Here is a 13,891-nt window from a genome sequence, read left to right on the forward strand (position 1 = left end):
TAACCTCTACGCCAGTTATGTAGCTATATCGTCACGTGCGACGACCTCCACCGTCCCTCAGGGTGGCCCGACGGGAGAAGCAAGACAGGGGCAGATGTGGTTTCCTCGCTATCGGACCGACGCTTCCTGGTCACCGGTGGCACCGGGTCCTTCGGTCAGACGATGGTTGCCCGGTTGCTGGACGCCGGCGCCGAGGAGGTCCGGGTCTTCAGCCGCGACGAATCCAAACAGGACGCCATGCGGCACCGACTCGCCGACGAACGCGTCCGCTACTACGTGGGTGACATCCGAGACTACGACAGTGTGCTCAAAGCCGTACGGGGCATGGAGTTCGTCTTCCACGCCGCCGCGCTCAAGCAGGTGCCGTCGTGTGAGTTCTTCCCACTCGAAGCGGTCCGGACCAACGTCCTTGGCAGCGCGCACCTGGTGGACGCGTGCGAACGGGTCGGGGTCGAGGCACTGGTGCTGCTCAGCACCGACAAGGCCGTCTATCCGGTCAACGCGATGGGCATGACCAAGGCGCTGATGGAGAAGGTGGCACAGGCACACGCCCGGGACAACCTGACGGCCCGGACCCGAGTCTGCTGTGTGCGGTACGGCAACGTCATGTACTCGCGCGGCTCGGTCATCCCGCTGTTCATCGACCAGATCCGCCACGGTGGCCTGCCGACCGTCACCGAGCCGTCGATGACCCGGTTCCTGATGTCCCTGGCCCAGTCGGTCGACCTGGTGGAACACGCGTTCCGCAGCGGCCGGCAGGGCGATGTCTACATCCGCAAGGCCGACGCCTGCACCATCGGCGACCTGGCCACCGCATTGTGCAACCTGTTCGGCGTACCTGCCAAGTTCGACGTGCTCGGCATCCGGCACGGCGAGAAGATGTACGAGACGTTGGCCAGCCGCGAGGAGCTGTCCCACGCCGAAGACCTGGGTGAGTTCCTCCGGGTCCCGGTGGACAGCCGCGATCTCAACTACGCCCTCTACGTCGACGAGGGCGACATCGCCAGCGGCGGGCTCACCGACTTCAATTCGCACAACGCCCGACGGCTGACCGTGCCGGAGGTCGAGTCGCTGCTGCTCACCCTGCCGGAGGTGCGGGCGCACCTCGATGCCGCCGCTACTCCGGTCGGCGCGGCATGAGCGCCCATGCCGGCGATGGCGGGCGCCTGGAGCGGGTGCCACGGCGGCGGACCGACGGGCCGGTCCCCGCTCGACGGCGGGTCCTCATCGTTGGCGCCACCGGGATGCTCGGCCACGCCCTGTTGCGGGAGCTCGGCGCCGATCCGGAGCTCGACGTTCACGGCACCGCGCGCGACCTGGCCGACCGCGCACCCCACTTCCCGGCACCACTGCTCGAGCGGATCGCCAGCGACATCGACGCCACCCGGTTTGACCAGGTCCGCCGGATCATCGACGAGCTCCGGCCGGACGTGGTCGTGAACTGCGTCGGGGTGATCAAGCAACGCCCCGACGTACGGGACGCCACGCACACCGTCACCCTGAACGCTCTCTTCCCGCATCTGTTGGCGCAGACCTGCGGCCAGTTCGGCAGCCGGTTCATCCACGTCAGTACCGACTGTGTCTTTTCCGGACGCCAGGGCGGCTACGTCGAGGACGACCTGCCCGACCCTCCGGACCTCTACGGACGGTCCAAGCTGCTGGGCGAGGTCACCGGCGAGGGAGCGCTCACGCTGCGTACCTCGATCATCGGTCACGAGCTGACCAGCAACCGGTCGTTGGTGGACTGGTTTCTGTCGCGCCCCGGTGGCGTCCGAGGCTGGACCGGGGCGATCTACACCGGCGTGACGACCGTCGAGTTCGCCCGGCTGCTGCGGACCGTGGTGCTGCCCCGGACCGATCTCACCGGGCTGTACCACCTGGCCGCCGAGCCGGTTACAAAGTACGACCTGCTCCGGTTGATCGCGGAGGTGTACCGGTGGCCGGGTGACATCGTGCCGGACGACGGGTTCGCCTGTGACCGGTCGATGCGCGCCGACCGGCTGGCCGACGTCACCGGATACCGCCCGCCCGCCTGGCCGGACATGGTCCGGTCGATGCACGCCGCCCGCGCCCGCTGGGCAGCTGCCCTGACCGAGGCGGACCGGCAGCGCCTCGTGGTCTGACGCGCCGGGCCGACAGCCAGACCGCTAGGGGTGACCCCGGCCGACCGCAAGCCGAAGGACGACACGTGGTAGACCGAATGAGCCGACTGACCGTGCTGGTCGGCGCGGCAGTCCTGCTGGGGGGCACGACCATCCTCGCGGTACGGAATCCGCTGGTCGCCTCGGCCGCCGTCGCGCTGCTCGTCTTGCTCATCTGCGCGTTCCGGATGGATGGCTGGCGGTGGCTGCTGACACTGACGTTGGCGCTGCTGGTCGGTGCGTCATCGAATGTAGAGGCATTGGCTGACGCCAGCTTCTATCCGCGGTACGTGGCCGTCGGCGGCCTGGTCGTCTGGACGCTGTGCCTCCGCCGATCCGCCGCTGCCGGACCGACGAAGCCGTGGACCGCTGTCCTTGTCGGATCGCTGTGGGTACTCGCCGGTCTCGCCACGCTCAGTGCGGTCTGGTCGATCGCACCGTTCGAGTCCTTCCAGCGTGGCCTGGCCCTGCTGCTGCTGGCCGGGCTGGTCCACCTGCTGGCTCAGCGGCGGTGGCCGGACCGGACGGTCATGATGGCCGACCTGCGGGTGGTCTACCTGGTACTGGCCGTGTCCGTCGTGGTCAGCATCGGCTATGGAGCGACCGACGGCACACTGGCCACCGCGTTGTCCGGCAGTTCCCGGTTCCAGGGGCTGTTCAGCAATCCCAACATGCTCGGCATGGTCTGCGCGTTGGCCGTGCCGCTCGGCTGGGCGGTCTACCGGGAAACCGGGCGACGTGCCGAACTGCTCGGCATCCTGCCCGCGGCCGGCGCTCTCGTGTTGTCCCAGTCCCGCACCGGACTGGTCGCCGTACTCGTCGGCGCGCTCTGGGTGGTGCTACGGCATGGGATCGGTACCCTGGCCCGGGTCGCCGTCGGCGCGACAGCGGCCCTGCTGGCCGGGTACCTGTCCGGACTGTTGCCGTCCGTCTTCGCCGCGTCCTGGATGCAGCAGTTCGTCAGCCGGTTCACTCAGAGCGACCTGTCCAACGGCCGGATCCGGCTGTGGCACATGACGGTCGACCTGTGGTGGGAGAACCATCCGGCGCTCGGTTTCGGGTACGCGTCGCGCAACCATCTCTACGAGCTGGCCAGCTACGACGAACTGCGCGGCTTCAACGTCGGGCTGGTGCACAACAGCTACCTGCAGATGATGCTGGAGCTCGGGCTGGTGGCCGCAGTGCCGCTACTGCTCACCGTGCTCGCCGCCGGGTGGGCCGCCGTCCGGGCTCCGGTGAACCGGGCGAACTCGGGTCTGGTCTGGCTCATCGTCACCGGCCTGCTGATCCAGGTCACCGAATCGGCGATGTTCGGTACCGGTCAGACGTACCCGTACGTGTTCTGGCTCGCCGTGGTCGCCGTCCTGCTGCACCTGCCGGCCCGGCGACGGGCCGGAAACCACCGGGCGGCGGCGGACGCCCCACCGCCGTGGCACCGGCCTGGCCCGTCGCCGCGGCCAGCACCGTCGGCTGAACCGGACAGGTCTCCCCACCGGGGGCGGACCCCGGTCCTGCGGTAGTGGTCAGTCCCGGCCCTCGATCGGGACGACGAACTCACTGACCCGCTCCGACCAGGCCCGATGGTCGAACGAACTGCGGGCCCGCGACCGGGCCGCCTGGCTCATCGCCGCCCACTGCTCGTCACGCAGCCGCAACGCGCGCTGCACCGCCAGCCGGACGTCGTCCGGACCGTTGCCGTCGAGCACCAGCCCTTCGGCGCCGTCACGCACGTAGTCGGCCAGGTCACTGGTGTGGTTGAGCAACACCGGGCACCCCGCAGCGAGACTCTCCGGCACCTTGGACGGGAAGCCGTTCGCCGCGTAGCCGCCGGTGGGCCGCACCAGCATGGCGAAGTGCGACTCGGCCAGCAGGTTCAACACTGTCGCCCGGGGTACCCGGCCGAGGAACACCACCTCGGCGTGGACCGCATCAAGCACCGCCGGGTCCAGGTCGGACAGGTTCGCCGCGTCGTCGCGGGTGATCCCGGCAATTGTCAGCCGGACCCGCCGCTGGTCCTGCGGTGCCAGTCGGCCGATCCCCGCGACGATCACGTGGAGCATGTCCTTGCGGCCCGGCGTACCCGCGTACAGCAGACGCAGGCCGGCGTCGAGCGACGGCGGCCGTGGTGGCGCGAACTCGTCGCAGTCCACCTGCGGTGGCACCACCAGCACGGCCCCGCCCCGCCGCTCGAAGTGCCGGGCCAAGGTGGTGGAGACCGCGGTGAACCGGTCGACGAGCCTGGCTGCCAGGAACGTCGACCACCGGTGGCGCACGAAGTAGGGATCAGACCAGCCGCGCCGAAACTGTCGCCGGTCGTGGCGTTCGCTGGCGTCGACCACGATCGGGCAGCGCAGCCCGAGACGCAGCACCGCCCAGTTGCCGAGCGTCATCATGGCCATCGGCAGCAGGACCACGGAGACGTCGCCACGGCCGACGCCACGGCGGCGCAACGCCCGCAGCACGCGGACCGGACGGGCCAGCCGGGCCCACATCCGGCTGAAGTGGTTGGCTCCCCTGGTCCACAAGGTGATCAGTTCGACGCCGCTGGCCCGCGGCCCGTCCGGGGGGAACGGCAGTTCGCAAGGCCAGTCGTTGACCACCAGTGTCGGCCCGGCGGCGCCGGCGGCGCAGCGGGCAAGTTGCAGCAGCCGGTTCGAGGTGGCGTCGCCGTACGGGAACGCGTACGCGCCGATCAGCAGCGGTCGTGGCCGACGTCGCCGACCTGCCGGCCGGTCACCGGGTCGTGGTCCGTGCTCGACCGTCGTGGTCTGCTCGGTCATCGGACTCCTTCCGTGCAGGGCCGGACGCGGGCCGGACGCGGGCCGGACGCCGTCGGTAGATCGCCAGATGGGTTTCAGCCGCAGCGTCGATCGCGAACGCGCTGTGGGCGAAGCGCTCGCCAGCGGCCGCAGGCGTGGTCGCGGCGGTGTACGCGACCGCGACGAGTGCCGCCTCCGCCCAGTCCGCCGCCGACGCCCCGGGATCGACGATCACGACGCCGGGTAGCCGCTCGTCGATGAACCGCACGCCGGGCAGGTCACAGGCCACCGTGCCGATACCCAGCGCGACCGGCTCCAGCACCCCGCCGGGCAACCCTTCCAGGCTGGACGGATGGATGACCAGGTCGGCCTGTGTCAGCAGGCCGCCCACGTCGTCCCGAGGCCCGAGCAGATGCACCCGGTCGGTCACCCCGGCGGCGTCCGCCGCGGCCCGCACCCGGGCGTCGTCGGCAGGATCACCCGGCCCGACGAGTACGGCGTGCGCGGAGACCCCCCGGTCACGCAACGCGGCCAGGATCGGCGGCAGCAGCCAGCGGCGCTTCTCCGCCGAGGCCCGTCCCACGCTGACGCAGACGACATCGGCGACGCCCGCTCCGATCATCGCCCGCAGGTCGTCGATCGACGGTTGACGCAGGCGGTCCAGGTCGAGCCCGTTGAGCACCACCTGGCAGCGTGGATCGTCCGGCCAGGCCCGATGGAAGCCGAAGGTGAGCGAGCCGGGCGACACGCCCAGGACGTCGGTAGCGAAGGTCCGCAGCAGCCGCCCACCGAGCCACCGGAGGATCCGGCGGCGCAGGCTCCTCGGCGCGTTGTCGTCCCCTCGAAAGTGCGCGACCCGTCCGGGCACCCCGGCGACCGCAGCGAGGGCGAGCAGCACGCCGGAGAAGTTGGCGCAGTCGGCGTGCACCACGTCGGGCCGTAGCTGGCGTAGCAGACGGTGGAACCGGACCGGGAACCACGTACCGAGCGGTACGGCGGTCACCGAGCCGCCGTACCGCTCGACCGTCCCGGCCAACGGCCCCGGCCCGACGCGGTGGCTGAGCGTGACCAGGTGCATCTCGGTTCCGCCACGGACGAGCCGTGGCAGTAGTTCCGCGGTACGCGTTTCGGTGCCGCCGAAGTTCAGTTCGCCCACCACCCGCAGGACGCGGCGGCGGGCCACGCCCGGCGGTGGGGCGGCCATCGGCGGGGCCGCCGCCCTATTGCCGGGCGGGTCCGGATGGTCACGGACGTCGCCCTGGTCAACCACCAACTCGGACACCGGTCCCCCTTTCGTCGGCTGTCGGCCGGAGCGCCGTGCCACCGCCAGTGCGCGGGTCGGGCGCTGCAAGGTCGGGCGCTGCAGGCGACGGGCCGGCGCGTCGGCCGGCCCGGTCCACTGCCCGCCGGTAGCCGATCACCGCAGCGGGCCAGATGGTGAGCAGGTACGCCATGCAGGCCGCCAGCGGCACGGCCACCAGACCGAGCTGATGCAGCCCCCAGATCTTCAGGCCGGTCGCCAGGACCAGGAACGCGGCCCAGCCGACCGCCTGCGGCCGGAGCAGACCGGCGCTGTTCTGCACCAGGATCAGCGGCGAGCTGACCGCGACAAGGAAGGACCAGCAGGCAAGTCCGGCGAGGACCGGAACCGGAACCGCGGCCCGGTCGATGCCGCCTACCCACAACTCGATCAACGGGTGCCCCCAGCCGACCAGGGCCGCACCCGCCGTCCCGACCACCGCTGCGTAGAGCAACACCATCCGTCGGGTGTGCCGGCGTACCCAGGCCACCTCACCACGGGCCAACGCCGCACCGTTCACCGGCCAGACGGTCATGCCGACCAGGCCGACGAAGATCGAGAGCACGCCGAAGAGCTTCACCGCGACGGCGTAGTGCGCGGCCACGGGGAGTCCGAGGATGTTCGCCACCAGCGGGCTGTCGATGTTGATCGCGATCGACGAGATCGTGGTGAGCGCGAAGAACCGCAGACCGAGCCGGAGCAGGCCGGCTGCGGTCGCCCGGTCGACCAGCCTGGGGCCGGGGCGCTTGGCCGGCTGTTGGACGCCGAAGTAGACCACGGTGTTGACCAGGTTGACGGCGGGCACCGCCAGCACCGCGCAGGCGATCACCGCCAGCGGATCCCATCCACCGCCGATGGCGCACAGCACAGCCACCATGGCGGCCAGCGAGCCCGCCGACTGCCAGACGCTGCTCTGCACGACCTGACCGTCGGCATACTGGATCCGTTGGATCAGCGACAGCGGGATGTTGCCGGCGAACGCCCCGAACGACAGCAGGACCACCGTCGACGTCTCGGCGGCGATGCCCGGATCGGTCACCCCGAGGAGCCGGTCCCAGGGCACCAGCGGATTGACCACGAACAAGCCGCCGAGCAGGGCGATGGCGACCGTGCCGACAGTGGCGAACGCGCTGGAAATCTCCCTGGCTTGCTGCCCTACGTCGGTACCCAGCCGGCTGAGCCGGGTGAGCAGCCCGTTGCCCAGGCCCAGGTCAGCGAACCAGGCCATCCCGGTGAGCGCGGTGACCGCCATCCACAGCCCGTACCGCTGGTCGCCGAGGTACTGGAAGCAGGCCGGGGTGATGACCATCGGGGCCGCCATGCCGGTCGCCTTCGCCGCCATTGCCGCGGCGATGCCGGACCGCACGGCACGGTCACGATCCCGGTCACGGCCGTCCGGTCCGGTCCGGTCGGCGGCCCCGGTCACCGGCTCGCGACGGGCTCGACGGCCAGCCGACGGGCCATCCACTCGACGGTCGCCCGCAGACCGTCCCGACGGTCGACCGGGCTGACGCCGGGGAAGAGCGCCCGCAACGTGGCGGTGTCGGCGAGGGAGTGCGCGACGTCGCCGGGGCGCGGCGGCGCGTGCTCGCGGTCGATGCGCCGGCCGAGCAGTCCGGCGAGGTCGTCGAGGACCTCCAGCAGGCTGGCCCGCGCGCCGAAGGCAAGGTTGACCGGGTGCGGGTGGCACACCCGGCGCCGCAGTGCGTCCAGGATGACCGCGCACACCGTGCCGACGTAGGTGAAGTCCCGGGACTGGGTGCCGTCGCCGTGCACCAGGGCCGGCTCGCCCCGCAGCGCGGCGTGGACGAACCGGGGGATGACCGCCGCGTAGGCGTGGTCGTGCCGTTGCCCGGGGCCGTAGACGTTGAAGAACCGCAGCGCCAGCGTGGGCAGCCCGAACGACGCCTGGTGGGCCAGGGCGTACGCCTCGGTTGCGAGCTTGCTCGCCGCGTACGGGCTCATCGGCCGGGTCCAGGTCAGCTCGGTCTTCGGCAGCGCCGGGTTGATGCCGTACACCGACGAGGAGGAGGCGACCAGCAGGTGGGCCACGTCGTGCCGGCGGGCCGCCTCCAGCACCAGCAGGGTCCCGGTCGCGTTCGCGTGGTGGGAGGCCACCGGGTCGCGTAGCGACCGGGGCACGCTGGGCAGGGCGGCCAGGTGGACCACGGCCTCCCGGCCGGCCATCGCGGCGTCCAGTGCGGCCGGATCCAGGATCGACCCCTCGACGACCTCGACGTCCAGCCCGGTGAGGTTGTCGCGCAGCCCGACCGACAGGTCGTCCAGGACGGTGACCTCCTTGACCGCCGGCTCGACCAGTGCGGCGCGGGCCAGGTTGGAGCCGATGAAGCCGGCACCGCCAGTGATCAGAATGCGCATGGACAACTCCTCGCAGTGCCGCCCGGTCACTTGTACATCGCGCCGACTCAGGGCTGAGTAACGGGTCTATAACGTCTTTTATTCGGAAATATCATTTCCGGTCAGCCGTATCGTCCGTGAGTGCCGCCGATCGTGCGGCAGGCACCCGCCAAACGGCCGACAGCGCTGTCACGTCACCGACCGGAGAACCGCCCTGGCCAGCGAAAAGGCGCACAGTGGCAGCAGGTCGCGCGGCTCGCCATGGAGGTGCCGAAATGCCTGGACTGACGGTCCACCGGTCGAACGCCCTGATGTCGATCAGGTCGAGGTTCGACGGCACCCGGGACCTGGTGATGCCGGTCAACCTGGCCTACGCCGAGTCCATGGTCGGCATGTGGCACGCGGGCCTGCCCCAGGTCACCCTCGTGCCGTCGACCGCCACCGACGCCCAGGTCTGGCCGGTGATGTCGGCGGTGGGCACTCGGATCCACGACACCTCGGACGACAACTGCCCGATCCACACCGGCTGGTCGTACATCGGCGGCAACCACGGCTACAACGTCGGCACCCAGGTCGCGCTCACCGACCACGGCAAGACCACCGCCGATGTGGGCTCCCGGTGGACCGACGGAATCCGGACCTTCACCCTGCTCGCCGTGCCGAACGGCAACAGCCTGCTGTTCGGCAACCCGTACACGATCGTCAACGGGGTCGCCCAGGGCGTGCGGGTGCGGCCGGCGGCGGCACTCACCCACGTCGCCGGGGCGACGAACCGGACCTCGGTACCGATCACCTGGTTGACCCCGGACGTCCAGATCCGCCCGGCCACCCACTCGCACACCGTGGTCGTCGACCTCGACGGCCGGCCGGTGCCCGACGGCCGATCCACCGGTGAACAGCTACGGATCCGGGAGTCCTACGTGATCCCCTCGTACCGGGGGATGATCGACACCGCCCAAGCCAACATCGGCACACCGCTCGCCACCATCATGACCCGGATCCCGCCGATGTGTCGCATCGACAACGACTACCGCTGGTCGCCGGGAGGCCTGCTGGTCACCCAGCGGGTGACCGCCATGGACCGGTTCACCCTGAGCACCGGGGTCACCCAGTGCTCGGCGCTGACCGTACCGGCGGGCGGCAGCCGCCTGCAGTTCATGCCGAACGTCGAGGCGGCCGGGACGCTCAACTGGTCGACCTGGGCGCGGATCGACACGATCACCGCGATCACCGACATCACCCCGGCGAGTCTGCGGGATCCGGCGATGCCGGCGGCCGGCATGACCCAGTGGGCGGTCAGCGGCGGCGGGGTCCAGCTGTGGGGGATCGCCGCCGGTCTGCTGCCGGTCGACGACGGAGAGCCGGCGACCAGGGTGCGGCACACCACAGCGAAAAACTGGTTCGTCTCGTCCAGCCTGAAGAAGAACTACCCGCAGCTGGTGTGGGGTCGCGAGCTCTGGCCGGGACAGACGGTCACCGGTACCGCGTACCGCCGCTATCTGGCACCGCCGGCGGCCGCGACCGAGCTGGTCGTCTCGGACGGCAGCAGCGACTTCGTGATCATCGAGCGGGTGGGTACGGTCACCGCCGCCCGGATACCCGCGCCGGAACTGTTCCACCGCCGGCTGGTCCCGGTCGGACCGACGAACCTCGCCGTCGCGGAGCGGGTCACTGCCGACGGCATCGCCTACCAGGTGCCGGTCTCCCCCGGGTACGGCATGTGGCGGGCGGATCCCGACCAGGCCAGCCCGCAGCCGCTGGCCGGAGCCACCTCTGGGGTCGGCAGCTACTTCCTGCCGTTGGCCGGTTCAACCGGGACCACCACCTGCACCGACACGTTCCAGCGGCTGCTGCTGCACCCGATGTACCTGGCCGAGGCCACCCGGGTCGACCGGGTGTGTGTGGAGGTCACGGCGACCGGTAGCGGCTGGTTGCGCCATGGCGTGTACGCCCACGACCCGACGACCGGTCGACCGGCGTCGCAGGGACCGATCGCCGACTTCGGCGCGCTCAGCGCGGCCACCGCCGGTATCCGGGAGTACGTGCTGACCACGCCGGTGACGCTGCCCACCGGCTGGCACTGGTACGCCGTCGTGTGGCAGGGCTCCGCCACCACCCCGCCCACCCTGCGGACCAGTCAGGTCGGCGGTGCCACGACGTTGAACATCGGCTCCGGCCCGGCGGCGATGACCGGTGACCGGTTCGGCTACCAGATGTCCGGCGTGGCCGGCCCGCTCGGGCCGGTCACGGTCGCCGGTGTGCACCAGTTTCCGCCACCGCGGATCGCCTACCGCCGGGCCTGATCACCGCGCCGGTACGCCGTAGATCCGCTTCATCTCCGCATGCTTGGCGGCCACCGGAAGGTGGCCGATGCCCAGCGACTTGGCCTGCAGCCGGCGCAGATAGTCGTCGGTCGTGCGCAGCGGTCGGGCCGGCACCCCCGCAGCCACCATGTTGTCCGGTATGTCGCGGGTGACGACCGAACCCGCGCCGATGACGCACCGGTTGCCGATGGTCACCCCGGCCAGGATCATCGCCCGCATCCCGATGTAGACGTCGTCACCGATGACGATCGGAGCCGTCCAGTCCAGGTCGGGATGCTCCTTGCGGAGGATCAGGGTTCCCCCGTCGTGGGTGACGAACTGCACCCCGGATGTGATGTAGACGTTGTCGCCGATCGTGATCAGCCACGGTTCCGAGCCGAACATCGCCCGGTTCACGCCGTAGAACCGCACCCGGCCGGTGAGGTTGACCCCCAGAGATCTGACAAATGCCTCAGGGTCCCGGCTGGCCGCCAGATGGTCCCGCACCCGCCGGACGATGGTACGAAGACGACTGGTCACACTCGGTGCAACGATCCGGGCCGGCGCCGGTGACGTCGGGTCACCGGCAGAAGTGGCGGGCGTGGTCGAGGACGTTGAGTTCGCGCACCTGCCGCCGCCATAGCCGGTACCGCCGCCCCGCCGTCTCCTTCGCCGCGGCCCGCTCACCCGCCGGCCGGCCAGCCAGCTCGTTCACCACCTCGGCAAGTGCCGACACCGTCATCGGCCGGACCACCGCCCCGCCGGCGCTGGAGATCAACTCGCTGAACGGGGTCCGGTCGGAACAGACGACCGGGCAGCCGGCCGCCAGGCTCTCCAGGATGACGTGTCCGAAGTTCTCGCCCAGCGTCGGGAACAGGAATGCGTCGTACCGGGCGAAGGTTGACAGCACCTCGTCGGCCGGCAGCTCGCCGTGGTACCGCACCCGGACATGGTCGGGCATCGTTGCGATGAGCTGGCCGCAGCGCGCCCAGTACGGCTCGTCCTCCTCCGGCCCGAAGATGTCGAAATCGACCGGCCGGGTCGCCTGGGCCACCGCTGCCAGCGCCGTGACCAGGTTCTTCATCGGTGATATCCGGCCGATGAAGACCAGCCGCGACGGACCGTCGTGCGCCACGACCGGTGGTGGCGCACGGTCCGGGATCGGGCACTCGTTGCCGTTGACCATCACCCGGGCCCAGGGCAGCACCGCAGCGATCTGATCCGCCTCCAGCTGGCTGCACGCCTGCCACCGCACGCCGAGGCGACGCAGCACCGGTGCCCACACCGCCAGGAAGAGCCGCTTCTTGCCGCCCTTGATGGCCAGCGCGGCCGGGGCCAGTTCGCCGCGCGGAGCCACCATGATCGCCGGTACCCGTAGCAGTCGCAGGGCCACCGCCAGAATCGGAACCACCGAGAACATCGACCACAGGCTGTTGACGTACAGCAGATCGACCGGCCGGGACCGGATCTGCCGCAGCAGCCGTAGCCATTGCCAGGGACGCACCGGGTCGAGATAGAACACCGCGGAGCGGGAGTCGCGGTGGACCAGTTCGCCGGACAGCCCCGGGTACCGGTCGCTCGCGTGCAGGTCCCGGTCCCGGGTGACCAGGGTGACGTCGAGGTCGTCAGGCAGGGTGTCCAGGATGAAGCGCAGCGACCGGATCGGGCCGCCGCCACGGAATCCCGGCTCAAACACCGCAGCGGTGGCGAGGATGCGGAAAGTCCTGGTCGCCGCGTCGGCGGCGGTCTGCCGGGGCGCCACCCCGCCAGCGGCGGGTCGGACCCGGGTCCTTGTTTCACGCACTGTCGGCTCAGCCTTCGATTCGTACGGCTGCCGCGCTCAGCGACGCAGCCCGGCCCACTCGTGGTGGCGCCGCACGGTGGACAGGATGAAGTCAACGACCCGCCGTGAGGTGTCGGGCACCTGGTAGTCCGCCGGGCAGGGCACCCCGGCCGAGGCGACCTGCTCGACGGTCGCCCGGACGGCTTCCACCACGCCGGCCGGGTCCAGCCCGGTCATGATGATGCCGCCGGCGTCCAACGCCTCCGGCCGTTCGATCGACTCCCGCAACGTCACTGCGGGAAAGCCCAGGATCGCCGCTTCCTCGCTGATCGTGCCGCTGTCGGACAACGTACAGCGGGCGGCGCCCTGCAGGCGTACGTAGTCGAACAGCCCGAACGGCTCGTGGAAGGTGATCCGGTCGAGGCTGGTCGGGTCGGTGGCCAGGGCCTCCAGCCGTTTGCGGGTACGCGGATGGGTGGAGACCAGCACCGGTAGCGCCCACTCGTCGCGTACCGCCCGCAGACAGTCGAGCAGCTGGCGCAGCCGGTCCGGCCGGTCGACGTTCTCCTCACGGTGGGCGCTGACCATGAAGTACCCGCCGGCGGTCAGCCCCAGCTGGTCGAGCACGGTGGACCGGGCGATGTCCGCCCGATAGTGCTCCAGCACCTCCCGCATCGGTGAGCCGGTGTGCAGGATGCGACGCGGATGGAGGCCTTCGGCGATCAGGTTTCGTCGGGCGTGCTCGCTGTAGACGAGATTGAAGTCGGAGACGTGGTCGATCAGGCGGCGGTTGGTCTCCTCGGGCACGTTCAGGTCGAAGCACCGGTTGCCGGCCTCCATGTGGTAGACCGGCACCCGCATCCGGCGGGCCATCAGGGCGGCGATGGCGCTGTTGGTGTCCCCGAGCACCAGCAGGGCGTCCGGCCGACAGTCGTCGAGGGTGGCCTCGATGCCGACCAGGACGCCGCCGAGCACCCGACCGAGCGAGGTGGTGTCCACCCCCAGCGACCGGTCCGGCGGGCGCAGCCGCAGCTCAGTGAAGAAGACCTCGGAGAGGAACGGATCCCAGTTCTGCCCGGTGTGTACCAGGACATGGTCGACGATGTGGTCCAGTCGGTCCATCACCCGGGACAGCCGGATGATCTCCGGCCGGGTGCCGACGACCGTCATCACGCGGGTCATGACCGACTCCATCCATTGCCGACTCGGGCGGGCACTTACGATCATCACAGAAACGGGCAATCTCC

Annotated in this window: 11 protein-coding genes; 4 read left to right on the forward strand and 7 right to left on the reverse strand. The window is 70.5% G+C overall.

What is annotated here, in order from left to right; genetic code table 11:
- Positions 1 to 96 precede the first annotated feature (96 nt).
- The 3 genes from O7621_RS22395 to O7621_RS22405 all read left to right on the forward strand — a co-directional run bounded on the left by O7621_RS22395 (position 97) and on the right by O7621_RS22405 (position 3,661).
- On the forward strand, positions 97 to 1,140 hold the full coding sequence (locus tag O7621_RS22395; protein ID WP_282231081.1) for a polysaccharide biosynthesis protein: 1,044 nt from the start codon (positions 97 to 99) through the stop codon (positions 1,138 to 1,140).
- Positions 1,137 to 2,123 (forward strand): SDR family oxidoreductase, encoded by a 987-nt coding sequence (locus O7621_RS22400; protein ID WP_282231082.1) that lies wholly within the window; start codon positions 1,137 to 1,139, stop codon positions 2,121 to 2,123. The genes O7621_RS22395 and O7621_RS22400 overlap by 4 nt, the downstream gene beginning before the upstream one ends.
- 77 nt (positions 2,124 to 2,200) lie before the next feature.
- Positions 2,201 to 3,661, forward strand: coding sequence for an O-antigen ligase family protein (locus O7621_RS22405; protein WP_282231083.1), 1,461 nt, complete (start codon positions 2,201 to 2,203; stop codon positions 3,659 to 3,661).
- Between the two features lie 3 nt (positions 3,662 to 3,664).
- On the opposite strand, the gene O7621_RS22410 is transcribed toward O7621_RS22405, so the two are convergent.
- The 4 genes from O7621_RS22410 to O7621_RS22425 are packed head-to-tail and all read right to left on the reverse strand — an operon-like array spanning position 3,665 to position 8,579.
- Positions 3,665 to 4,921: a glycosyltransferase family 4 protein gene (locus O7621_RS22410; protein ID WP_282231084.1), complete on the reverse strand. Its 1,257-nt coding sequence runs from the start codon at positions 4,919 to 4,921 to the stop codon at positions 3,665 to 3,667.
- Entirely contained in the window at positions 4,875 to 6,182 is a 1,308-nt protein-coding gene (locus O7621_RS22415; protein ID WP_282231085.1) for a glycosyltransferase, read from the reverse strand. The genes O7621_RS22410 and O7621_RS22415 overlap by 47 nt, the downstream gene beginning before the upstream one ends.
- On the reverse strand, positions 6,163 to 7,668 hold the full coding sequence (locus tag O7621_RS22420; protein ID WP_348775256.1) for an oligosaccharide flippase family protein: 1,506 nt from the start codon (positions 7,666 to 7,668) through the stop codon (positions 6,163 to 6,165). Before O7621_RS22420 ends, O7621_RS22415 begins: the two co-directional genes overlap by 20 nt.
- On the reverse strand, positions 7,623 to 8,579 hold the full coding sequence (locus O7621_RS22425) for an NAD-dependent epimerase/dehydratase family protein (RefSeq protein WP_282231087.1): 957 nt from the start codon (positions 8,577 to 8,579) through the stop codon (positions 7,623 to 7,625). Before O7621_RS22425 ends, O7621_RS22420 begins: the two co-directional genes overlap by 46 nt.
- A 254-nt stretch (positions 8,580 to 8,833) precedes the next feature.
- Between O7621_RS22425 and O7621_RS22430 the strand changes: the two genes are divergently transcribed.
- Complete coding sequence (locus tag O7621_RS22430) at positions 8,834 to 10,861, forward strand: hypothetical protein (RefSeq protein WP_282231088.1); 2,028 nt, start codon at positions 8,834 to 8,836, stop codon at positions 10,859 to 10,861.
- On the opposite strand, the gene O7621_RS22435 is transcribed toward O7621_RS22430, so the two are convergent.
- The 3 genes from O7621_RS22435 to wecB all read right to left on the reverse strand — a co-directional run bounded on the left by O7621_RS22435 (position 10,862) and on the right by wecB (position 13,826).
- Positions 10,862 to 11,368: an acyltransferase gene (locus O7621_RS22435; protein ID WP_282231089.1), complete on the reverse strand. Its 507-nt coding sequence runs from the start codon at positions 11,366 to 11,368 to the stop codon at positions 10,862 to 10,864.
- Between the two features lie 73 nt (positions 11,369 to 11,441).
- Positions 11,442 to 12,665, reverse strand: a complete 1,224-nt coding sequence (locus O7621_RS22440; RefSeq protein ID WP_282231090.1) for a glycosyltransferase family 4 protein — start codon at positions 12,663 to 12,665, stop codon at positions 11,442 to 11,444.
- A gap of 36 nt (positions 12,666 to 12,701) precedes the next feature.
- Positions 12,702 to 13,826, reverse strand: a complete 1,125-nt coding sequence (wecB, locus tag O7621_RS22445) for a UDP-N-acetylglucosamine 2-epimerase (non-hydrolyzing) (protein WP_282231091.1) — start codon at positions 13,824 to 13,826, stop codon at positions 12,702 to 12,704.
- Positions 13,827 to 13,891: the final 65 nt, after the last annotated feature.

The sequence above is a fragment of the Solwaraspora sp. WMMD937 genome (genome assembly GCF_029581175.1).
Classification (GTDB): domain Bacteria; phylum Actinomycetota; class Actinomycetes; order Mycobacteriales; family Micromonosporaceae; genus Micromonospora_E.

Bases quoted from the DNA above. Each gene is read 5' to 3' on its own strand.
- O7621_RS22400 (WP_282231082.1), top strand. From the start codon at position 1,137: ATGAGCGCCCATGCCGGCGATGGCGGGCGCCTGGAGCGGGTGCCACGG.
- O7621_RS22405 (WP_282231083.1), top strand. From the start codon at position 2,201: ATGAGCCGACTGACCGTGCTGGTCGGCGCGGCAGTCCTGCTGGGGGGC.
- O7621_RS22410 (WP_282231084.1), bottom strand. From the start codon at position 4,921: ATGACCGAGCAGACCACGACGGTCGAGCACGGACCACGACCCGGTGAC.
- O7621_RS22425 (WP_282231087.1), bottom strand. From the start codon at position 8,579: ATGCGCATTCTGATCACTGGCGGTGCCGGCTTCATCGGCTCCAACCTG.
- O7621_RS22430 (WP_282231088.1), top strand. From the start codon at position 8,834: ATGCCTGGACTGACGGTCCACCGGTCGAACGCCCTGATGTCGATCAGG.
- wecB (WP_282231091.1), bottom strand. From the start codon at position 13,826: ATGACCCGCGTGATGACGGTCGTCGGCACCCGGCCGGAGATCATCCGG.